Origin of the sequence: Arenicella chitinivorans, assembly GCF_014651515.1 — a bacterium.
Classification (GTDB): Bacteria; Pseudomonadota; Gammaproteobacteria; order Arenicellales; family Arenicellaceae; genus Arenicella; species Arenicella chitinivorans.
The window spans coordinates 548,765-569,127 of record NZ_BMXA01000002.1; the positions used below are offsets into that span (position 1 = coordinate 548,765).

The window sequence follows — 20,363 nt, forward strand, 5'->3', positions numbered from 1 at the left end:
TGATGAGCTTACTCTCGATGCGCAAACAGATCCTGCAACAGGCAGAGCTGGTAAAACAAAAAAAGACCGAACTCGACCATAATGTTAGTCAGGTCAAATCTCAAACACATCACTTACTCACCTCACCCATGGCCTTGGTCTCGTCCTTCGCGGCTGGGGCAACCGCCGGCTGGTTTATGCTAAGACCCAAACCAGCACCAACAAAGACAGAAAAATCCCAAGACGAGACCAAATCAGACGCAAAACCCGCAAGCGAGCCTCACTCGCTCGTCTCCGGCATGACCAAAGAACTCGTCGGCATTGGTCTTAGTTTAGTGGCAGCGGAAGCGACACGGTGGTTGAGTCAGTCCCTTCATAAACAAGCACCGCCCAATGCGGGCGCGCCGGAGGACAAGGGGTTGTCACCGACGAACCATGGTTGACGCAGGAGTCCATTGGGCGCAAGACTCGCGCTATAAATGGAAAAGTGACTGTCTACAAATAGGAATGTCGAGTATAAAATCGTTGTCTTATTACATTCGGTTCTAACAAATGTCAGCAACGACAAAGAGATATCTATTTTGGGTTGGTTTTTTCGCAACTATCGGCCTCTTAATAGGAGCGAAAAACATGGCGCCTTTAATTTGAGGATTTATTAGTCGGTTCAATCACCGGGGCTGCGGTAGGGTATTTTATTGCCGTTGTATTTGATTTGAAGGCAAACAGACGAAAGTAGCTACATGCGATTGTCATGAGGTCAATTCTTGATCGTTTCAATGATATTGGATTCTTCGCTGCGCTCAGGATGACTAAGTTGGGTAGTGCTAAAAGTGTTTTACTCTAGGTATGTGGCCCTGTTAATAAAACGATGAATCGTACCTGAGTACCGATTAGATGATTTGCGATCTACCTTCTCGACAGTTTTTTGGTAGCAGTGCGTATGGTTATATTTGCTTAACCTACGACCTAACACGGCACCACCGAGAAGGCGGAGCCGATGGCATTGGCGATGGCGTTGATGATTTCGGTGGTGATGCGTGCGCGGTTGAACACGATGTCCATAAAGAAGGCGAAGATCAGCAATAGATAAACCGAGTAGGCGTAGCCCATGTAGTCGTTGTACAAGATGGTGTAGAACCAGTCTTGCCCGAAGATATAGATGGTGGCTGAGATCACCGTGGCCACCAATAACAGGATGCCGGGTAAGAATAAATGCTGAATGGCTCGCGGCTTGGCGAAGGAAACAACCAGCAAAACTAGGAACGATAAGAGGTTCGTGCCGAGAAAAATTCGCAGGTCGAAGCGTAAGTTTTCAACGATTTGAAGGTACTTGCCTTTGATGATATTGCCGAGGGAGTCTTCGGCGATTTTGATATTCCTGATGCGGTCCAGGTAGCCCTGTGTGATGGAGGATGCCACCGCTTTTTTGCGCTCGCAGTCAAAGCCACACATGGATGCGATGACGCTGGCAATCTTTTGTGGTAATTCATCATCCAGGTTTTGTTCGATTTCGTCGGTCTCAAGGCCCAGTTTGTCAGCCAAAATTTTGGCCTTTTGTGTTACAGAAGACGCTTGCGCGGCGTTGTACTTGGTGCGAATCTCCTGCTCAATTTGGTGTTGAACAAACCGCTTGGCGGAGGTTTCTAGTTGGGTGGGACTCAAAAAGGTGAGGGTAAATAAGATGCCGAACAACGCCACACCGACAATGCCGAGTATTCTTAGTGTGATGCTCATACGAATTCCTATCCATGAACTGTCGGTGTTGTACCTGGCTATAATCTTGACATAAATCCAGAGTGAAAGCGAGGCGCATTAGAGCGCGGGTCTTGCGGTGTTGGGTCAGTGCAGTATGACTCCGGACCCTTAATCTGTCTCTCTCAATGAGTCGTTTTCTAGCCGGCCAAGAATAGCGTGTTTCACCAGACCGAACAGACCGCTCCAGACGCCGACATCTGGCTCTTTTAGTGTGCCCTCGATTGGCACCGAAGTTTCCATGCGATCGAGTTCGCCAACTTCTAGGATGCGCGTGATCAAATCGAGACTGCCTTCCCACACCAAGATGATGCCCGGGTCGTGCTGTTGTTCGACGTCGGTCCGCCAGCGTAGAATATTCATATTGGTAACCACAGGCGTTAACTCTCCATCGAGCTTGGTTTTGCCATCCGACTCCTCGGCATTAATGTGCGCATTGATTTCTAGTTCGCCGCGTTGAATGTCCAGGTTGGCATAAGCTCGGGTAAAATCGTTGAGTGCGGTGAGTTGAAGTTTATTCACCTTAGCCGTCAAGTCACCGACCGACGGTTGCTTGAGTAAATTAAAGCTGGCATCGACTTCAACATCGCCATTGCCGATGGTGGTCGCCGTAGCGCGAATGTGCGCTTGTTTATTCTGGTTCTGACGAAGATCGTTGGTGATATTTTGCGCTGACCCGTCAATGTTGGCCAGATACAGATCAACCGGCGGGTCTGAATTAAAATTACGGAAATGTACCTCGCCGCCCTCGATGTAGACTCGGTTGATCTCAAAGGGATAAAAACTTTGTAATGCGGCGCGCCAGTCGACTTCAGTGCCAGTTTGGGTTTTGTTAGGTGACGGCGCATCGACAATGTTCAATACCGGTTGCGTCATGGCGATGTCACCAAACAATCGACCTTTAAACAAATCGCGCCAAGAGATTGAGAATGCGATTCGACTTGCGGTAAATATCGGCGCTGGAATTTCAGCATCGGCTTTGCTTATCGACAGCTCATGCAGTTCGATACGGCCGCTTAACAACCACAGATCAACATCCTTGACGCCGCCGCTCGTCTTAGCGTTTTCAGCGATCATCGAATTAAAGTGATCTCGCACGAAGCCAGGAAGTAATCCGCGAATCACTAATCCGACAAGAAGTAAACTCAGCAGTGCAATTTTGACAGACTTAGAAATACGCATGGTTAATTCCCGAGCTTAAAGCCCAAGCCTAAACGACGACTTTTCACGTCGTAATCAATTAAGCTTTCGCCGTAGCCATCGAAGTACTGAACAAAAAATTGTAGGTCATCGCGCTCGGCGATCGGAAAGCTCCAGTCCAGCTTGAACGAGCCACGGCTATTGCGATCCAGTGTGTGGCGTGCGGCCCAAGCGAATGTGTGGTCACCGACTAGATGCGTGCCGCCAAGCTCAAAGCGACCGCGATACTCTTCGATGTCGGGGTTATCTTCGATGTCTGACAAACTGGTCCAGGGGCGTAGACGTATTTCGTTGAACTCGTCGGAGATCGCGAATTCAGCGAACGCGCGGTTCCAAGTTCGTGAAAAGTCGCCTGCGCGGCCGTTAGACTGGTGACTGATCCCGAGTCGTATATTTGCCAGTTCCCAGTCGCCAATCGAGATGTCATTGGGGATATCAATAAACAACTCCGGTTGATGATTGGTCTCACGAAACGGGCTGGAGTTGTCTTTATTGTAGGCCTGCCACCAGGAGGTGTTAGTGTATGCAGCGTACAAGTTAGTGTCGCTGCCTAGGATGTTGTCCCAAAGCAAACTCTTAAAGCTGATTTGGAATTTGAATTCGGTTGGGTCTAAATTGCGTAGTTCCCCATTTGGTCCAATCGGTTCGTTGTCGGCGGCTTTGAAGTTGTAGGCCAATGGCAATAAGTAGTTGGCTCGGTGTTGTAGCAGAGTAAACTGATTGTGCGCCACCACTTGCTGACCGAGTTGCCGTTTTTCCGTTGCCGTGTCGATGCTGTCAGCGACCGGTTCGAGTTGTGCATTGCAGGTGGCGTGCAGCTCCTTGATTGTCGTATTGGGGTCGGCTGTAATAACCAGTTCGGACAGGCATTGTTGAAACAGTTCCGAGCTTGATATTTCGTCGGCTGACGCCGTTGTTATGGCATTGGCGAACAGTGCCAGTACAGTGATGCTGGATCGGATTCCTTTGTAATTCTTGGTATGACGCATTTACGGGTCCTACTGTGCAAACAAGTTGGGGTTGGTTCGTCTGAGGCGCGCTGGTGTGTAGCGCGGCACGAGTTATCGATAAAACTAAAAGGGGCGGAGTCAAATGACTCCGCCCTTACTCTTTGCGCCTGATATCAGATGCTCGGTTTTCGGCCAGTGATTGCAAAGATGATTGCAAGTACTAGGCCAACAACAAACAGAATGTACGCGATTGAGCTCATTGTGCCTGCGATACCTGAAAGGCCGAGTACACCAGCGATGATTGCAATGATAAAAAAAGTAAGTGCCCAGCTAAGCATAATATTCTCCTAAATTTTATTGATTAAACGGTCGGCGATTGATCGCCGCTTGTGTCGTCAAGAGCGTGTACTGCGTTTGTCTTGATGTCGGTCTCCACTCAGCAGGGACCGTGCCAACTCGCTATTTAATCGCTCAATTTGTTTATTAAGTCATTGATATATATGCGTTAAAAATTATCTTAACTCGTTGAGTTCAGATCTGAGGCATAGTTTGGATGAGATTAAAATTGGGGTAATCACACACCCTGTTGGCGATATGCCCCGATTTTGGTGGTTGTTGGTTTATAGTTTGTGAGTCCAAACCGCGATCGACAGGTGCGACCTTGTGCATAATCTATTGAATACAGCCACTTAGCTGGTTTTATGAGGTGATAACAATAAATTGGCATGATCCCTGCTAGGTCTAAAGTGAGCGGCATGAGTCGCACACCCTGGCATCATTGAATCGAACTTCTCTATTTGATAAATGCCATGGGAATCAACATCAATTAACTTGGGAGACCCTCTATGAAAACCTTAAATTTGAAACTATTACTTTTGTTATCTCTGGTTGCTGGTATGGCGACTTTGACCGGTTGTGAAGAAAAAGGACCAATGGAGAAAGCCGGTGAATCAATCGACGAAGCAGTTGACGATGCCGGTGATGCAGTCGAAGACGCGGCGGATGACGTGGAAGACGCTACCAACAACTAAGCAATTCTCCATCATTAGAAAAGAGAGCCAGGGCAAAGTCCCTGGCTTTTTTTTTGCCTGTTAATGTGACGATTTAGGATTTAGAGAGCGTATTACTTTGCTGATTGGCAGGCTTTATCTAGAACGCGCTCAATCTAGGGATACTTATGGACTACCCGTTGACAACAACTGCGTAGTCTTATCCATGATTCTGGATTTAGAGATTAGTCATTTAAAGACCTTAGATGCGTTGTATCGATTTGATACTGTGTCGGCTGCGGCAGAATCCCTTGCCATTTCACAACAAGCAGTCAGCCTACTGCTCAAGAGAATTCAGCAAATTCTAGATGATCGCCTGTTTGTCGCCAGTGGCCAAGGCGTGGTGCCGACGTCGTATGCCAAACACATTGAACCATATGTTCAGCAAGTGCTGGCGGCCATGCACAACATTCCGTTGCCGACCGCATTTTCACCGATATCAGTCAATCAGGTGCTGTCGATTGCTGCGACGGATTGCACCCAACATACGGTGGTATCGTCGTTAATCACGCAAGTCGCCGAGCTGGCGCCAAAAGTTAGAGTGGTGGTATCCAGCATAGAAAGTGCGGAGCTGACTCGTAAAATGCACCAATGCGTGACGTTGGTTCGCCCACTGCATAGAGCTTCGCCAGTATCATTGCAAGAGATAACAAAGTACCCGTTTGTGGTGACCTCCCCCAGTGTTGGGAGCTTCAAGGGGGCCGCAGATGACTGGTTCGATCGGGTTGGTTTTCCCCATCAGGTTCAGGTGTCATCCCCATGCTTTCAAGCGACGCAGCGTACCGTTCAGCAGACCCGGCTAGTTGCCTTGCTGCCAACCCGCCTGCCGCTAATCGACGGGCTTTCGGTCGTACCGTTGGCGGTTTCGCCGCCCGGTTTTGCGGTGAGTGTCGTATATCATCCGAGCACTAAGGGCGACCCTTTTTTGGCATGGGTCCTATCTCAAATACGAGAGAAATCGAATGCGTGACTGAACACCGGTTAGTCATGGCTGCAAGCCCTGCTTGTGTGTCGAAGTCCGTGTGAACCCTAGGTTGTTGCCGCATTAATTTTGACCAAGTGGAGAACATGATGGCAATTTAAAGAAGCAACCCTGAGGGGCTTTATGGCAGTTCGATCAACGGGCCTTCACAGCCCATCGTTGAGCGTTTGCCGCGGCTGGTGTTCGTGTCAGGTCAAGTAGATGGAAGGAAAGAGTGAGTCAAATGGAAGCTGCTTTGGCGATTCTAAATCTTGCGTTGGCCGCAGCTGGGGCGTCGATTTCGGATATTCTGCAACCGCGTGTCGATGTGGGCGAAGAACTCGCTGAGCACCGACCTGAGGCTAGTTTTGCTCAAGTATTTGGGCGACTCGACACCCGGCGACTACGGGTGTTGGTGTTGTATCTTTGGCAGCTCGGGAATCACTGATTTACGTGGAGGCGATGGCGCACTGTGACCCGGTTCAGGTTTCTGATGTACAGACGAATGGCGCAGATAATGAAAAAGCGGTGGACTGTCCACCGCTTTTCTCGGACCCGCCTAGTTGGCTGATCGATCGTCTTTTAGTTCGAACCAAATTCAAACTTCACACCTGCGCTAACAATGTCGAGGTCGGTGTCGTTGTTATCGGTGTCCAGTTTTGAGTATTCAGCGAAGATATCGATCGCACCGAGGTCGAAAGCGATACCGATAGCGCCAAAAGGCTTCGTGTCGTCTTCAGGGTCGAAGTTCACGGGTGCGCCCGCCACCACAATAGAACGGTCTTGCTCAATCTTGGCCGCACCGATACGGGCGTACACGTCAAGATAGTCCACCGGCGTCAAATTAAGTACCAGTGACAGTGTGGTCGCTTCTGCTTCTAGCCGCGTACCATCCAGCAAGCCAACATTCGACTCTGCATAGGTACCTAGATCCATATAACCAAGGTCAACACCCAGTGTGTTGTTGAACATATAACCAGCGCGGTAACCTACGGTTTTTTCATCATCGCTGAAACGAATTCGGTCGCCGGCGTTATAATCGATGCCGACATCGTTGTAGGTGGCACCAAGGTAGAAACCGGTGTCGTCATCCGCAGCCGCAATGCTTGGTGCTGTGATGGCCGCGCCAGCCAGTGCTAATGACAAGGCAAGTTTCGTCAATGGGTTGTTTGATTTTGTTTTGGTCATGTTCTTCATAATAATCTCACTGTTTGTTTAATCCGTTCACTCAGTTGTTGAGTGGTTTAAATTTTGGTCACCCGGTGGTGACCGCTCAGTAACGGTTCAGCAAACCCCGTGCCAACTTAAGGAATTTGGTGAAAATATCGTAAGTTCCTGTTAATTAAGGAATAAATATTACTTGGGAAGAGGTATGGACGATGTTGAGGCAGGATGATGCTGGGTATAAACCCCAATCCGGTGGTTTGGTAGCGGGGGAATTCCACCACCGTTGTCGGCTTGACGCATACTCCGGGGTTGGATTAGTTGGCGGGTTGCCCGTTAATCCAGGTTGCGTGGTCAGATGGTGTAATTGGGTGTCCGTGTGACACCGCATATGCCTGTGCTAAATTGGCGCCAAAAAACAGAATCAAGCAGGTGTAATTAACCCAAAGCATGATCAGGATCACGCTGCTGGCGGCACCAAAACCACTCCCAGGGTTGCTATACGCAAAGTACAGACTCAGGATTGTTTTTCCGATCGTAAACAGCACTCCCGCAGAGAGTGCCCCGACCCAAACTGATCGCCAACCAATCTCTACGTCGGGCAGAACTTTAAACATGATAGCGAATAATAGGCTGATTACGCTTAGAGAAAGAAACACATTCAACACTCTGACAATCACCAATCCATGCTCGCCAAAGAATGCCGCAAACCAAAGTCCAAATGCTGACAGTGCGGTTGAAATTATGAGTGATACCAGAAGCAGAAAGCCGATCACAACGATGATGCCAAGTGAGGTGGCGCGGTCGGCAAGGAATTTGATCGCACCATGTTTCGGTGTCGATCGAACGCCCCAAATTGAATTTAATGAGGTCTGTAATTGAAGAAATAAGGTGGTAGCACCAAACACGAGAGTGCCCACACCAAGTGCACGCATCCAGTAGTTTTCCTGATCCAAGCGGGCATTGACAATCAGTGTTTCAATCGCTTGTGCGCCATTATCTCCCAATAGGTCGCCTAGGTTGCGACTGAGTTGGCCCTGAATTGCGTCCTGTCCGAACAAGGTGCCAGCGGTCCAGATGATAATGATTAACAACCCAGGCAGGGAAAATATCGCGTAGTAGGCAATGGTCGCCGCATGGCGCCAAGGGTCATCTCGGTACCATTGCTTCGACGCCTGCAGAAGGAGTTTTAGGAACGCCATTGTGGTGAGTGGTGTGGTGGTTAGTCGTTCGTGTCACGAATAAATTCAGAGACTGGATTCAGGCTATCCACATGCTGACAAACCACATTAATCGCTGCAATGATCGGGATTGCCATCAGCGCCCCAGCGATGCCCCAGATCCAACCCCAAAATACAATACTCATAAATACGATCACTGGGCTGAGCGCGAGTCGCTTGCCAATGAGCTGATGGCTAATAAACTCGCCTTCGAGGATATTGATCAGTAACACCGTCAGTGGCACAAGTAAGGCTTCCGGCAATGTATCAAAACTGATGATAGCGGCCACGGTCATAATTGATAGGCTGATTGCGGGGCCAACATACGGTGCAAAGTTCAACAATGCAGCCAGCGTGCCCCATAAAATAGGGTTGGGCATGCCAAGCATCGCCAATGCGAATGCCACCACTGCACCGAGGCCAATGTTGATCAAGGTGCGAGTAATCAGGTAGCGTGAAGTGTCACGTTGAATTTCACGAATGATTTCAACTGCACGGCGTTTATCTTTGAACTTAGGAATGATAGACACCAGCTTATTTAAAAAAGTGTCACCAGCTGCCAGTAGAAAGTAGAGCAACACCACAACGATGCCGATGCTGGCCAAGGCGCTCGAAGTGTTTGTTAGCATTCGCTCTAGCCGGCTGGCGTCAGGCTGAACTTTGACGTTCAGTGGTGGCTCCTGAGCCAATTTGTCTTCGATCAGCGTGTCGACGCCCGCGGCGACTTTCTGCGCGCCTTCGATTGAACCCAGCATTGGGCGTATTTTTTGTTTTACCTGTTCGGTTAGTTGCGGGCCTCGTTGAATCCATTCTTCGGCAGGTTCGAAAAGAGCGTAAATGCTCAGTAGCGAAATGCCCAGGAAACTGATCACGACAACGGCTGCGCTCAGCGGCGCAGGGATGCGCAACTTGCTGAGTCTTCTGATCAGCGGTGACAACAGCAGGTTAAGCGAGTAGGCGATGGTGATGGGAATCAGGATGTCCGCCGCCGCGTGCAATGCAAACACGGCGAGTATGACGAAGATGCCGGTAATTGACACCGACCTTACCACCAGCGCTGAGTCTACATGCGCTGGTGGTGATCCCTGTTTGCGTAAGTCGAGTTCCGTCATGAATGTGTATCCTGAGTGAGGTTGTGAGGGCGGCGCTTAGGCCGACTTGGGCCCAGCAAAGTACCAGATAATCAATCCGATCAATGGCAGCACCAGCACTAACACCAGCCACAGTAGTTTCTCAACTAATCCGACTTTGGCTCCAAAGATATTGATAATTGCCCAAAGCGCTAATGCAAGGTGAATGATGGCAAGTATTGTTTCGATCATGATTCGTTTCTCCTGTTGAGATAGTCTAAGTATCATGAACCAAGCATAGAGCGTGCCAGTGCGTGTTTGTGAGCTTTATTTAGATCTTAAGTCTTTGTTTATATTGTGAAGTGTGGCTTTCTAAAACGGGCCGTGCTCGGCTCGCATTCTGATCTCGCTGTGGCGGTTGGTGGATTAGGCACGCAGTGGTTGGGGATTACACACACTGCCGCAGGTGAGCTAACTGCGGCGCCCAGCGGTGCAACGAGGCAGCTCATTGAGATCCGAATGCAGGTGAATTTCGCGGAAGTGATTAAGCGTGAATAAATCTCTGACCGCTTCGGCCTGATCAAAACCATGTTCGACGACTAACCAGCCATTCGGGTGCAGGTAGTCGGGTGCCGATTGAATAATTGATTCTAAGTCGGCCAGACCATTATTGGCTGCCGACAGCGCGCTGTCGGGCTCAAAGCGTAAGTCGCCCTGACTCAAATGGGGGTCACCGGGAGCAACGTATGGCGGATTTGAGGCGATCAAGTCAAAGCGGCCCTCGATCTGCTCAAACCAGTCGCTTTGCAAGAATGTCGCGTTCGTGATGGCGTTACGCTCGGCGTTGTGATTCGCCACGGCCAGAGCGTCGGCCTGTGAGTCGACCGCAAACACACTAGCGAGCGGGCGCTCCTTAGCCAATGCCAGGGCGATCGCACCACTGCCGGTCCCGAGGTCGAGTAGCCGAAGTGGCTGATCTGTTGGCAATTTGTTGAGTGCGCATTCGACCAAGGCCTCGGTGTCTGGGCGCGGTATCAATACGTGTCGGTTAACGGTGAGCGTAAGTGTCCAGAAGTCGCGCTCCCCAATCAGATACGCGATAGGGGTTCCTTGCTCACGTTGTGCGAGCAAGGCTAGAAACGCTGCGACATGGTTGGTGCTGGCGAACGAATCACTCCATGCAATCAACCAGGCCATGGATTGGCCGGTAACGTGTTGTAACAGGTATTCAGCGTCGATCCGTGGCGTGTCGCTGCTGTCAAATAGCCGTTGGTAGCCGAGCTCAATCAGCTGTTTGTAACTGACAGGCTGAGTAGACATCAGGCATCGTCGCCCAGCTCTGCTAACAAGTTTGCCTGGTGCTCGGTCGTGAGCGGGTCGACGATCTGACCGAGGTCACCTGCCAAAATTGCGTCCAGTTTGTACAACGTGAGGTTGATTCGATGGTCCGTGACACGCCCTTGCGGGTAGTTATAAGTGCGAATACGTTCAGAGCGATCACCACTGCCAACCAGACTTTTTCGAGTCTGTGCTTGCTCTGCCTCCAGTGCCTGACGCTCTGCATCCAAAATCTTAGCTTTGAGCATCGACATTGCGCGCGCTTTATTCTTGTGTTGTGAACGTTCGTCCTGACATTCCACCACAGTGCCAGTAGGCAAGTGTGTAAGTCGAACTGCAGAGTCCGTTTTATTCACGTGCTGCCCGCCGGAGCCAGACGCACGATACGTGTCGATCCGCAGATCGCTTGGGTTGATCTCCATGTCATCGTCCACATTATCTGCTTCTGGCAAGATAGCCACAGTGCAGGCGGAGGTGTGAACCCGCCCCTGAGTCTCAGTCTCGGGCACACGTTGAACTCGGTGTGCCCCTGATTCAAACTTCAGTTTGGAATACGCACCGTGACCTTCAATTCGCGAAATGATTTCTTTGTAGCCGCCATGCTCGCCGAGGTTTTTACTCAGGACTTCCACACGCCATTTTTGAGATTCGGCATACGACTGATACATTTTGAAGAGGTCGCCAGAAAATATTGCGGCTTCATCCCCACCAGTACCGGCACGAATTTCCAAAAAGATATTGTTGTCGTCATTGGGGTCCTTCGGCAACAACAGCTTCTGCAGGTCAGCGAGCAGCACTTCTTGCCGCCCTTTGATCTCCTGCAACTCATCGTGCGCCATTTTGCGCATTTCTTTGTCGTCTTCCTCAAGCATCATTTGCGCAGCCTCGGCGTCGTCTTCCAAACCTTTGTACTCAAGGTAGTTTTCAATCACCGGGCCGATTTCTGATAACTCAATACTGAGCTTGCGGAAGTGATTCTGGTCACTCATGGTTTCTGGTTGTGATAGGAGGGCGTTCAGTTCCTCCTGACGGTCCACCAGGTTTTCTAATTTGAAGCGTATCGAATCTTTCACAAAGTGTTCTCTTAAAAGGGTTTTATTATTGTTATGCGATTACTTTCTGCGATCCAGTCCAAACAGCTCACGCGTTGCTTCCAATAAGCGGTCGTCGTGCTTTTGACGGAGTGATTCAGTCGGGTGGTGCATAAATTTCTGCGACAAAGCATGGGCAAAGTGCTCTAACACCTTGCTGGGGTCATCACCTGCCTGCAAACGACGTTGAGCTGCCTCCAATTCGCCTTGTGTGATTTGGCTAGTGCGGTCACGAAGCTGGCGTAAGGTTGGGATCGACTGGAGATTATCAAACCAATGCATAAAGTTGAGAGTATGTTGCTCGACAATTTTTTCGGCTTCCAGTGCTGCAGATTGTCGTGATTTCAGGTTCTCATTGACCACCTGGTTCAGGTCATCCACGGTATAAAGATACACGTTGTTTAGGTTGCCGACTTCGGCTTCTACGTCACGTGGGACGGCTAAGTCGACCACAAACATTGGATTGTTTCGACGTTTCTTCAATGCGCTTTCAAAAGCGCCTTTTCCAAGGATTGGCAGCGTGCTGGCTGTGGAACTAAAGACCATGTCGGCGTCTGGAAGGCGGGTCGGTAATTCATGCAGGGATATCACCGTAGCACCGAATTCGGCAGCCAGTCCGGCAGCACGTGATACCGTGCGATTCGCGATGATGATGTTGCGCACACCCTGCGCATAAAGGTGACGGCAAGTCAGCTCAATGGTTTCGCCTGCACCGATCAGCAACACTGTTTGTTTTGAAATGTCAGAGAATATCTGCTTCGATAAAGCCACCGCTGCGTAAGCCACAGAAACCGCATGACTGCCAATATGGGTGCTGGTACGAACTTCCTTAGCGACGGAAAACGTGTGTTGAAACAGCCGATTCAGAACTTTTCCGGTGGTGCCGTTTTTGTGCGCAGTCGCAAAGGCAGTTTTCATTTGTCCTAAGATTTGCGGTTCGCCAATAACCATGGAGTCCAGTCCGGAAGCAACTCGAAACGCGTGACGTACTGCTTGATGGTCCGGCAGTGTATACAGAAACGGATTCACCTGATCCGGGTTTAAAGCGTGATAGTTACACAGCCAGTGACGAACGGCATCGATTTTTGGGTCCGAGACGTGGCAATACACTTCCGTTCGATTGCAGGTCGATAGAATAGTGGCTTCTTCGATGTCGGTCTGTTTTGCGATGTCGGCCAGCGCTTCGTCCAGGTGCTCGGCCGCGAAGGCCGCGCGTTCGCGCACCTCAACGGGAGCAGTGGTGTGATTTAGGCCTACGGATAATACGTGCATGATCAGTATTGTGTCGGGGCAACGACCCCGATAGTTGCACGCATTTTACCTTGTTTTGAGCGCTTTTACCTACCAGATCGTTATCATTTACTTAGCTTATCAACCCGCTAGAACAGCTGCTCTTCGGGTGCTGACTGGAATGCGGTGAGCAACTCACGAATAGCGCTTGGCCACAGTAGGGTGGTGCAAATGAGAATTACCAGTGCGCAGCCAACAAAAACGATCTGCCCTGCGAGTGCCCAGTATAAAATTACCAGACAGGCTTGGATGTACCCTGTGACAATTAAGAGGCCGCACACGCCGGCATAGATCTTGCGTCGACCTGAGGGTGCTTGCGATAGTGTCATGCCAAGCATTAAGTGTGTAAACAGAACCCAGCCGAGCATGCCAATGAGCAGCCATACCTGCAGGCTGATGCCATGCGCAATGAAATAGGCTGTGGCGATGAAGATAAGAATTGCTTGTGGGATCTTAGCTTCTAATACCAGGGAGGTCAGGGTCGCTGGCTCGCGCTCTTCCAGGCTCAATTGGTCGGCACACATCAACATAAAGCTAAACCCGGTAAAACACAGCGCTGCCAGCAACAGCGTATGCATTACGCTACCTGTCTCGGCTTGATCGTGTACCAAATTTAGAATCGTGGTAATGCTCAAGTTGAGCTGATCGAGTATGTTAAGCGATGCAGTCCACTCGATATAGTGTGTTTTCCACGCGCCAATTCCAATCGCCGCGGCCAAGCTCAGTATCAGCAAAATCAAGAACGCCAAGTGTATGAAGCTGCCAAATTGCAAGCGATAGAATTGCTGCTTCGAGTGTGCAGTGCTGTTCTCTTCTTCGATCAATAGACGGATTAATAATGCCGAGAAACCGGCAAAAACAAACAGAGAAATACTAACGAATAATGGGAGGCCCTCACTCCGGACCTGTGCGCTGTTCATTGGGGCATCCAGCAGCGGCGCTTGCCAGACAATGGTGACGCAAACGATAATCACCAGCAGACAAATGATTAATCCGGCCAGTGACGACAGATCCTGTTTAAAACCCTGATTTTGTTCCAATTGTAGAATCGCCACGATTAAAACCGCCGCGATCACGGTCGGGTTGTTAAATCTTAGCCAACTCAGTGTGTCACCAAAGGGAGCCCAGTCGCCGTAGATAGAGAAGCCAAGCCGGTCGCTCATTGCCAGGCCCATGCCTAATAGGACAAGACCGGATACAATACGCGCTATCGTTGGAAAGCTAGTGCTAGGGTGTCGCCACAGGGCTCGCGCTGGGAGCAGAAACAAAATCGCAAACAGCAGGCCGGATTGTCGGTCGATCAGCGTGGCCATCAGTGCAGTAACCACCGCCATCGATACAAGGAAGAAGGCTTGAATCAGGCCTTGCTCAATACCCGCATGTAGTGGTTTCTGAGCACGCAACAGGTGATCAGCAACACCGAGTTCAGTAGATTGTGCGCTATATTGTAGGTGGCATAGCGATTCAATCAGTAAGTGAAAGGCTAGCAACCACATGACAGCGGGTCCCCAGCCCCAAAATAAAAGTAAGCTGGTCGCTGGCAAACTCACAAAAAAGGCGCTGCTGCCCAGATTACGTAGTAACTTTCCGCCGAAAAAGCCCGCGACCGTTACCTTTCCGTCGTGTGCAGCGAAGCTGTGCTTGCTGATACTGCGCACCAAGCTCAAGTAGCCAAAAGCGATAAAGCCTAGTGCGGCTAATAGAATTGTGATGCTAGTCGGCATGGTGGATCTGCAACTTTACAAGTTAGTAAGGTGAAGATTGTAGTTACTCAGCCTGTTAAAGTTAAGTATATAATTGTCGTTAAAGCACACCAGAGTGCCTCCAAGGATACCGTCACCCGATGTCGAACACGTTTACTTTGCCCAAATTTACCGCTACTTTCATTCGATCAATCACCTGTGGTGTGATTGGTGTAAGTATGTTGGGTTGTGCTAGCACTGCCTTGAAGCCGGACCAAACGGCCGCGCCAGATGAGGTGATACAAGCAAACCCCGATCAAGTCCGAGTCATACCAGATCATGAGCTGGCGCAGGACCCCGCACTGCCAAAGCTTGACCTTGATGCAGCGTTGTTGGAAAAGCTGCTGGTGATGAATCTGGCCTCGTTTGTTGGCGATTGGGAACAAGCTACGCGCAATGCGCAGCAGGCGGCGAATACCACACAGGATTATCGTGTGGCACGCTTGGCGACCATGCTGGCGATGCGCAAAGATGACTATCGAGCCGCTGCTGAAATGGCACGATTGTGGCATGAACTGAAACCGAGCAGTGTCGATGCGCATAATATGCTGTTGATGGCATTGGTCGGGTCCGGTCAGACATCTGAAGCTATCGACGTAATCGAAGCGGCGTTAGATGAGCGTGACATTGACGAATATGTAAAACAGCTCGCAGCGCTGTTAGTGCGACAAAAAAATGATGTGTCCGGGTTCGCCATCGCCAGCTATTTAGTCGAGGAGAATCCGAACTCTGCCCAGGTTTTATTGAGTTCCGCTTACGTGGCCGAATCTTTCAATTTGATGGAAGCCGCTCAGGCGTGGGTCGATCAGGCGCTCAATTTGCGCCCGAGATGGGATCTGGCGGCCCAGATGAAGGCAAATTTACTGTATTCAGAGGAGCGTCTCGATGAACGGGCGGCGTTCATTGCACAATTTGTAGAAAATAACCCGCGCTCGATCGCAATGCGTATTAATCACGCGGCGGAGTTAGCACGCGCCGAAAAATTCGCCGAGGCCTACGCTTTAATGAAAGCAGTGCTGAAAGACGCCCCCGACAACGTGGGCGCACTGCAATATGCAGGTGCGTTGGCTGAAGTTATGGAGGAGCCGAATAAGGCGCAGAATTATTATCGACGGGTGCTGCAGTATGAGCCGAACAACGATGATGTGCGGTGGTCGCTTGCACGAATGGCAGCGTCTCGCGGTCAGTATGCCAAAGCCGAACGGTTTTTTCGCGACATACAGCAGTCGGACATGCTGTTTCGTGCTCAGATCCAGGTAGCAAATATGCGCTTTGAAACCGACGGTGTGGACGCGGCCGTGGAGTATCTATGGGGATTGGAGCCGACCACCAACGAAGAGTGGTTGGAGCTGGTTGAGACACGGCACTTTCTGTTGATGCGTGCTTTCCGTTACGAAGAGGCGCTGGGATACATCAACGAAGCCATCGTGTATGTGCCAAATCATGTCGACCTGTTGTATGCGCGCTCGCTGGTGGCCGCTGAACTGGATCGCGTACCGATGGCCGAACAGGACCTGCGCGCGGTATTAGCGCAACAGCCCAAGCACGCGAATGCGCTAAACGCACTGGGTTACACCTTGGCAGATCGTACTGATCGTTTTCAAGAAGCGCGAGACCTCATCGAACAGGCATTAGCGTTGCGACCCAATGACGCGCATATTCTGGACAGCATGGGTTGGGTGTTATACCGAATGGGAGAATACCCTCAGGCGATCACTTATTTGGAGCGTGCCTATGCGATCAGTCCTGAGGTCGAAATTGCCGCGCACTTGGGTGAGGTGTTATGGGAGGCTGGTGAGCAAGAGCGGGCTACGTTACTGTGGGAGCAATCGTTTCGAGAGCACAGTGACAATCCGTTGCTGAATAAAACGCTCAAACGATATGGGATTCAGTTTCCATCCAATACGGTATCGAAGCAATAATATGATTCAGATGAATAGCGCTGGTAGAATTTTAGCGCTCAGTGGTATTTTATTGTTGAGTGCCTGCACCTCTCTGCCGTCTGTCCCAGGTGACAATTCACAGGCATGGTCGCGTGACAAACAGTTTTTTAGTACCGCATTAGAACATCATGATCAGCGTTTGAGTTGGCGTTATAACGCCAAAGTTGGCGTGCGCACACCCAAAGCGAACGAGAACGCTAATTTGGTATGGCAGCGAGATGACGATTCGCACAGGGTTCGACTCTACGGACCGCTGGGTGCGGGCGCTGTGGTTATCGATTTTGACTCAAAAGGTGTGGTTGTTAGTGACAACAAAGGTGAGGTGCATCGAGGTCGGAGTGCTGAGCGACTGCTGAATCGAATTGTTGGGTGGCCGATTCCGTTGGAAGCACTGACCTTTTGGCTCTTTGCCCTGCCGAACCCCGCAGCAGTCTATCAGTATCAGTTGAGCGATGATGGGCGTGTGTCAGCGCTACGCCAACAGGGCTGGGAAATTCGCTATTCCGCGTACCGGCAATTTGAGAATGGCGACTGGTTACCCCGAAAAGTGGTGGCTCGCAAACCAGTTCGCGAAGGCGAAGTTGTTGTGCGTCTGGTGAGCAAGTCGTGGCAATAGATACCGATAATCGCACCTGGCCTGCACCCGCCAAGATAAATCTGTTTTTGCACGTAACTGGTAAGCGTTCGGACGGGTATCATGATTTGCAAACCGTGTTCCAGTTTCTGGATTACGGCGACGAGTTGCGTTTCACGATCACTGACAATGGTGCGATTACTCGAGGCTACGATCTAGGATTCGCTTTGGAGTCTGATCTCTGTCTGCGGGCAGCAAACTTGTTGAAGCCCTTAGTAACAAATAATTTGGGTGTGCATATCGATATGATTAAGCGTCTGCCAATGGGGGGCGGTCTGGGCGGCGGCAGTTCTGACGCAGCCACGGTGCTGTTGGCGCTTAATTCTTTGTGGAAGCTTGGATTAACTCGCACGCAACTGGCAGACATAGGGTTACAGCTGGGCGCTGATGTGCCGGTTTTTGTTCACGGTCACGCGGCTTGGGCAGAGGGAATCGGTGAGCTATTAACGCCGCTTCGATTGCAAGAGCCCTGGTATCTGGTTTTAATCCCGCCTGTGTCGGTGTCAACAGGTGAAATTTTTTCCAATAAACATTTGACAGCGACCCCTCAGATGAAGAAAATACGCGCTCTCGATGAAGGCGACGATGTGATTGACATTGAAACCTTGTTATCACTTGGAGATAACCAGCTCGAACCGATTGTTCGCGCTGAGTATCCAGAGGTGAATAACGTACTCGAGTGGCTTGGTCAACATGGTAATCCGCGTATGACTGGGTCTGGGGGCTGTGTTTTTATGGCGCTCAGTTCTCAGCAACAGGGCTTGCAGTTGTTGGCCGACAAGCCTCTAAATACAGCTGGCTTCGTTGCCAAAGGGATGAATATTCACCCTTTATTGATGTCGGAAGCATAAACTTTCAGCATTGAAACGACGTAGTCAGAATACGTACACTCAATACCATCAATTTTGAGCGTCAAGTCAGCATCGGCTGATCGTGTATCGAGAGGCTGTGACAAGCTCGAAATTGGATGACTCCGATACTGGGGTGTGGCCAAGCGGTTAAGGCACCGGATTTTGATTCCGGCATTCGAAGGTTCGAATCCTTCCACCCCAGCCATCCATCTCGCTGCTTTGATGTAAGTTTGCGGTAATTCCTGATTATTCGATCCGCCACTAGACTGGTCAATAGTGTGGACCCGCTTTAACGATTCGAGGCACAGGCTTCGAGACTTCCGGGCGATTTAAGTTTCTCGAACCGGTCTGATATTATCCCTAGTCTAAAAAGCATCATAATTACGAGAGCGAGGTCACTGTGGCGATCGACAACCTACTTGTTTTTTCCGGAAATGCTAACCCCGACTTGTCAGCCCAAGTGGTTGACTACCTTAAAGTCCCGCTTGGCAAAGCGCGCGTCGAGCAGTTTAGCGATGGAGAAATCACGGTGGAGATTCAGGAAAATGTCCGCGGGCGTGATGTTTTCATTATCCAGCCGACCTGTGCTCCAAGCCACAAGAATTTAATCGAACTATTGCTGATGATTGATGCCTGTAACCGGTCATCAGCGCACCGCATCACGGCGGTTATGCCGTACTACGGTTATGCACGACAAGATCGACGCCCACGCAATTCACGGGTTCCGATCAGTGCCAAACTGATTGCATCGATGGTGAGCACCGCTGGTGCAGACCGTGTGTTGACGATGGATCTGCATGCCGATCAAATCCAAGGCTTTTTTGACATTCCAACGGATAATATTTACGGCTCACCCGTGTTGTTGGATGATATTCGCAGCCTAGGTACGAAAGATTTAGTGGTGGTTTCACCGGACGTCGGTGGTGTAGTTCGCGCCCGCGCGTTAGCAAAACGATTGGACGTAGACTTGGCGATTATCGATAAACGACGTCCGAAAGCGAACGTAGCAAAGGTGATGAACATTATCGGTGATGTGGATGGTCGTAGCTGTGTTTTGATTGACGACATGGTCGACACTGCAAACACGCTGTGCAAAGCCGCTGATGCTTTGAAAGAGCAGGGCGCAACAGCAGTGCGTGCGTATTGTACTCACCCCGTGTTGTCGGGTGAGGCAGTAAATAGAATTAATGCGTCCAGCATGGATGAAGTGGTGGTTACCAACACGATTCCGCTGTCTGACGCGGCCGCAGCAAGTGATAAAATCCGACAATTGTCGATTGCGCACCTGCTGGGCGAATCAATTCGTCGGATCACGGTAAGTGATTCGGTGAGTTCATTGTTTGTGGATGAGGACTAAGCTCAGACAAACAATTTGAAGTCTACGCATAGAGGCAATTTGCCAATGTGTTTTTGGAAACGCTGAGTAGGCATCGAGTTTGCTCAGTTTTATTTTTGAGATGAAGTAATGGCTAATTTTATAGTAGAAGCTGAAGTAAGAACCGGATCTGGTAGCGCTGCGTCACGTCGTGCACGTCGTGATGGAAAAGTGCCAGTGGTGGTCTATGGCGGTGGAGAAGATGAGCAATACTTACTGGTTGATCACAACAAGATGATCCATCAGTTAGAGGTTGAAGCTTTCCATTCCGCATTGGTTCAATTGCATGTTGGTGATGACCTGCAACGCGCAGTACTGCGTGATGTGCAAATGCATCCTTTTAAAGCACAGATCATGCACCTAGATTTCCAGCGTGTCAGTCGTAAAGACACGATCTCCATGACGGTGCCGTTGCACTTCATGGGCGAAGAAGACGCGCCGGGTGTGAAAACTGAGCATGGCATCATGACACACAATATGGTGTCTGTGGACATCACTTGTTTGGGTAGCGATCTGCCTGAGTATATCGAGGTCGATGTCTCTGCTTTGGGTATGGGCGAGTCGGTTCACCTGGGTGAACTTAAGCTACCAGAAGGTGTTGAGTTCGCAACCACCATCCAGGAAGCTGACCTGGAGTTGCCGGTCGCCTCTGTCCTCGCGCCGAAGAAACCGCAAACTGAAACGGCGGAATCTGAAGAAAGCGGTGAAGCAGGTGCTGAGGCAGCTGAAGATAAGGGCGACTCTGAAGAGTAGA

General features: G+C 50.3%; 21 protein-coding genes and 1 tRNA gene. 10 read left to right on the plus strand and 12 right to left on the minus strand.

What is annotated here, in order from left to right; genetic code table 11:
• Window positions 1-2: 2 nt before the first annotated feature.
• On the plus strand, window positions 3-422 hold the full coding sequence (locus IE055_RS07690; protein ID WP_189399502.1) for a hypothetical protein: 420 nt from the start codon (window positions 3-5) through the stop codon (window positions 420-422).
• A gap of 523 nt (window positions 423-945) precedes the next feature.
• On the opposite strand, the gene IE055_RS07695 is transcribed toward IE055_RS07690, so the two are convergent.
• The 4 genes from IE055_RS07695 to IE055_RS07710 all read right to left on the minus strand — a co-directional run bounded on the left by IE055_RS07695 (window position 946) and on the right by IE055_RS07710 (window position 4,219).
• The gene (locus tag IE055_RS07695; RefSeq protein WP_189399505.1) at window positions 946-1,713 is read right to left on the minus strand and encodes a hypothetical protein; all 768 of its coding nucleotides are present in this window, start codon (window positions 1,711-1,713) and stop codon (window positions 946-948) included.
• 129 nt (window positions 1,714-1,842) lie between these two features.
• Complete coding sequence (locus tag IE055_RS07700; RefSeq protein ID WP_189399506.1) at window positions 1,843-2,913, minus strand: DUF748 domain-containing protein; 1,071 nt, start codon at window positions 2,911-2,913, stop codon at window positions 1,843-1,845.
• 2 nt (window positions 2,914-2,915) lie between these two features.
• Entirely contained in the window at window positions 2,916-3,920 is a 1,005-nt protein-coding gene (locus IE055_RS07705; protein WP_189399508.1) for a phospholipase A, read from the minus strand.
• 134 nt (window positions 3,921-4,054) lie between these two features.
• The gene (locus IE055_RS07710) at window positions 4,055-4,219 is read right to left on the minus strand and encodes a DUF1328 domain-containing protein (protein ID WP_189399510.1); all 165 of its coding nucleotides are present in this window, start codon (window positions 4,217-4,219) and stop codon (window positions 4,055-4,057) included.
• A 507-nt stretch (window positions 4,220-4,726) separates the two neighbouring features.
• On the opposite strand from IE055_RS07710, the gene IE055_RS07715 reads away from it, so the two are divergent.
• The 3 genes from IE055_RS07715 to IE055_RS07725 all read left to right on the plus strand — a co-directional run bounded on the left by IE055_RS07715 (window position 4,727) and on the right by IE055_RS07725 (window position 6,339).
• Window positions 4,727-4,912 carry a hypothetical protein gene (locus tag IE055_RS07715; RefSeq protein ID WP_189399512.1) on the plus strand — a complete coding sequence of 62 codons (186 nt, stop codon included), beginning with the start codon at window positions 4,727-4,729 and terminating at the stop codon, window positions 4,910-4,912.
• Window positions 4,913-5,096: 184 nt separating this feature from the next.
• Window positions 5,097-5,900, plus strand: a complete 804-nt coding sequence (locus tag IE055_RS07720) for a LysR substrate-binding domain-containing protein (protein WP_189399514.1) — start codon at window positions 5,097-5,099, stop codon at window positions 5,898-5,900.
• Between the two features lie 226 nt (window positions 5,901-6,126).
• Window positions 6,127-6,339, plus strand: a complete 213-nt coding sequence (locus tag IE055_RS07725) for a hypothetical protein (protein ID WP_229794192.1) — start codon at window positions 6,127-6,129, stop codon at window positions 6,337-6,339.
• Window positions 6,340-6,473: 134 nt separating this feature from the next.
• On the opposite strand, the gene IE055_RS07730 is transcribed toward IE055_RS07725, so the two are convergent.
• The 8 genes from IE055_RS07730 to IE055_RS07765 form a co-directional block, all read right to left on the minus strand.
• Window positions 6,474-7,088: an outer membrane beta-barrel protein gene (locus tag IE055_RS07730; RefSeq protein WP_189399518.1), complete on the minus strand. Its 615-nt coding sequence runs from the start codon at window positions 7,086-7,088 to the stop codon at window positions 6,474-6,476.
• Between the two features lie 284 nt (window positions 7,089-7,372).
• Entirely contained in the window at window positions 7,373-8,257 is an 885-nt protein-coding gene (locus IE055_RS07735; protein ID WP_189399520.1) for a YihY/virulence factor BrkB family protein, read from the minus strand.
• A gap of 20 nt (window positions 8,258-8,277) precedes the next feature.
• The gene (locus tag IE055_RS07740; protein ID WP_189399522.1) at window positions 8,278-9,387 is read right to left on the minus strand and encodes an AI-2E family transporter; all 1,110 of its coding nucleotides are present in this window, start codon (window positions 9,385-9,387) and stop codon (window positions 8,278-8,280) included.
• A 36-nt stretch (window positions 9,388-9,423) separates the two neighbouring features.
• Window positions 9,424-9,597 (minus strand): PLDc N-terminal domain-containing protein, encoded by a 174-nt coding sequence (locus IE055_RS07745; protein ID WP_189399524.1) that lies wholly within the window; start codon window positions 9,595-9,597, stop codon window positions 9,424-9,426.
• A 219-nt stretch (window positions 9,598-9,816) separates the two neighbouring features.
• Complete coding sequence (prmC, locus tag IE055_RS07750) at window positions 9,817-10,665, minus strand: peptide chain release factor N(5)-glutamine methyltransferase (RefSeq protein WP_189399525.1); 849 nt, start codon at window positions 10,663-10,665, stop codon at window positions 9,817-9,819.
• Window positions 10,665-11,756 (minus strand): peptide chain release factor 1, encoded by a 1,092-nt coding sequence (prfA, locus tag IE055_RS07755; protein ID WP_189399527.1) that lies wholly within the window; start codon window positions 11,754-11,756, stop codon window positions 10,665-10,667. The genes prmC and prfA overlap by 1 nt, the downstream gene beginning before the upstream one ends.
• Before the next feature lie 39 nt (window positions 11,757-11,795).
• A complete protein-coding gene (gene hemA, locus IE055_RS07760; protein ID WP_189399529.1) occupies window positions 11,796-13,046 on the minus strand; it encodes a glutamyl-tRNA reductase in 1,251 nt (416 codons plus the stop codon).
• Window positions 13,047-13,153: 107 nt separating this feature from the next.
• Entirely contained in the window at window positions 13,154-14,788 is a 1,635-nt protein-coding gene (locus IE055_RS07765; protein ID WP_189399531.1) for a hypothetical protein, read from the minus strand.
• 119 nt (window positions 14,789-14,907) lie between these two features.
• Between IE055_RS07765 and IE055_RS07770 the strand changes: the two genes are divergently transcribed.
• The 6 genes from IE055_RS07770 (at window position 14,908) to IE055_RS07795 (ending at window position 20,362) form a co-directional block, all read left to right on the plus strand.
• Window positions 14,908-16,728, plus strand: coding sequence for a tetratricopeptide repeat protein (locus tag IE055_RS07770; protein ID WP_189399533.1), 1,821 nt, complete (start codon window positions 14,908-14,910; stop codon window positions 16,726-16,728).
• Window position 16,729: 1 nt separating this feature from the next.
• Window positions 16,730-17,365 carry a lipoprotein insertase outer membrane protein LolB gene (gene lolB, locus IE055_RS07775; protein WP_189399535.1) on the plus strand — a complete coding sequence of 212 codons (636 nt, stop codon included), beginning with the start codon at window positions 16,730-16,732 and terminating at the stop codon, window positions 17,363-17,365.
• Window positions 17,356-18,234: a 4-(cytidine 5'-diphospho)-2-C-methyl-D-erythritol kinase gene (gene ispE / locus IE055_RS07780; protein WP_229794193.1), complete on the plus strand. Its 879-nt coding sequence runs from the start codon at window positions 17,356-17,358 to the stop codon at window positions 18,232-18,234. Before lolB ends, ispE begins: the two co-directional genes overlap by 10 nt.
• Window positions 18,235-18,363: 129 nt before the next feature.
• A tRNA-Gln gene (locus IE055_RS07785) sits at window positions 18,364-18,439 on the plus strand.
• A gap of 201 nt (window positions 18,440-18,640) precedes the next feature.
• Window positions 18,641-19,591, plus strand: a complete 951-nt coding sequence (locus IE055_RS07790) for a ribose-phosphate pyrophosphokinase (RefSeq protein WP_189400301.1) — start codon at window positions 18,641-18,643, stop codon at window positions 19,589-19,591.
• Between the two features lie 108 nt (window positions 19,592-19,699).
• Window positions 19,700-20,362: a 50S ribosomal protein L25/general stress protein Ctc gene (locus tag IE055_RS07795; RefSeq protein ID WP_189399537.1), complete on the plus strand. Its 663-nt coding sequence runs from the start codon at window positions 19,700-19,702 to the stop codon at window positions 20,360-20,362.
• Window position 20,363 lies beyond the last annotated feature (1 nt).

Bases quoted from the DNA above. Each gene is read 5' to 3' on its own strand.
- IE055_RS07720 (WP_189399514.1), top strand. From the start codon at position 5,097: ATGATTCTGGATTTAGAGATTAGTCATTTAAAGACCTTAGATGCGTTG.
- IE055_RS07705 (WP_189399508.1), bottom strand. From the start codon at position 3,920: ATGCGTCATACCAAGAATTACAAAGGAATCCGATCCAGCATCACTGTA.
- IE055_RS07745 (WP_189399524.1), bottom strand. From the start codon at position 9,597: ATGATCGAAACAATACTTGCCATCATTCACCTTGCATTAGCGCTTTGG.
- IE055_RS07730 (WP_189399518.1), bottom strand. From the start codon at position 7,088: ATGAAGAACATGACCAAAACAAAATCAAACAACCCATTGACGAAACTT.
- IE055_RS07770 (WP_189399533.1), top strand. From the start codon at position 14,908: ATGTCGAACACGTTTACTTTGCCCAAATTTACCGCTACTTTCATTCGA.
- prmC (WP_189399525.1), bottom strand. From the start codon at position 10,665: ATGTCTACTCAGCCTGTCAGTTACAAACAGCTGATTGAGCTCGGCTAC.
- hemA (WP_189399529.1), bottom strand. From the start codon at position 13,046: ATGCACGTATTATCCGTAGGCCTAAATCACACCACTGCTCCCGTTGAG.
- IE055_RS07700 (WP_189399506.1), bottom strand. From the start codon at position 2,913: ATGCGTATTTCTAAGTCTGTCAAAATTGCACTGCTGAGTTTACTTCTT.
- IE055_RS07735 (WP_189399520.1), bottom strand. From the start codon at position 8,257: ATGGCGTTCCTAAAACTCCTTCTGCAGGCGTCGAAGCAATGGTACCGA.
- lolB (WP_189399535.1), top strand. From the start codon at position 16,730: ATGATTCAGATGAATAGCGCTGGTAGAATTTTAGCGCTCAGTGGTATT.
- IE055_RS07765 (WP_189399531.1), bottom strand. From the start codon at position 14,788: ATGCCGACTAGCATCACAATTCTATTAGCCGCACTAGGCTTTATCGCT.
- IE055_RS07710 (WP_189399510.1), bottom strand. From the start codon at position 4,219: ATGCTTAGCTGGGCACTTACTTTTTTTATCATTGCAATCATCGCTGGT.
- IE055_RS07795 (WP_189399537.1), top strand. From the start codon at position 19,700: ATGGCTAATTTTATAGTAGAAGCTGAAGTAAGAACCGGATCTGGTAGC.
- IE055_RS07740 (WP_189399522.1), bottom strand. From the start codon at position 9,387: ATGACGGAACTCGACTTACGCAAACAGGGATCACCACCAGCGCATGTA.
- IE055_RS07715 (WP_189399512.1), top strand. From the start codon at position 4,727: ATGAAAACCTTAAATTTGAAACTATTACTTTTGTTATCTCTGGTTGCT.
- IE055_RS07690 (WP_189399502.1), top strand. From the start codon at position 3: ATGAGCTTACTCTCGATGCGCAAACAGATCCTGCAACAGGCAGAGCTG.
- IE055_RS07695 (WP_189399505.1), bottom strand. From the start codon at position 1,713: ATGAGCATCACACTAAGAATACTCGGCATTGTCGGTGTGGCGTTGTTC.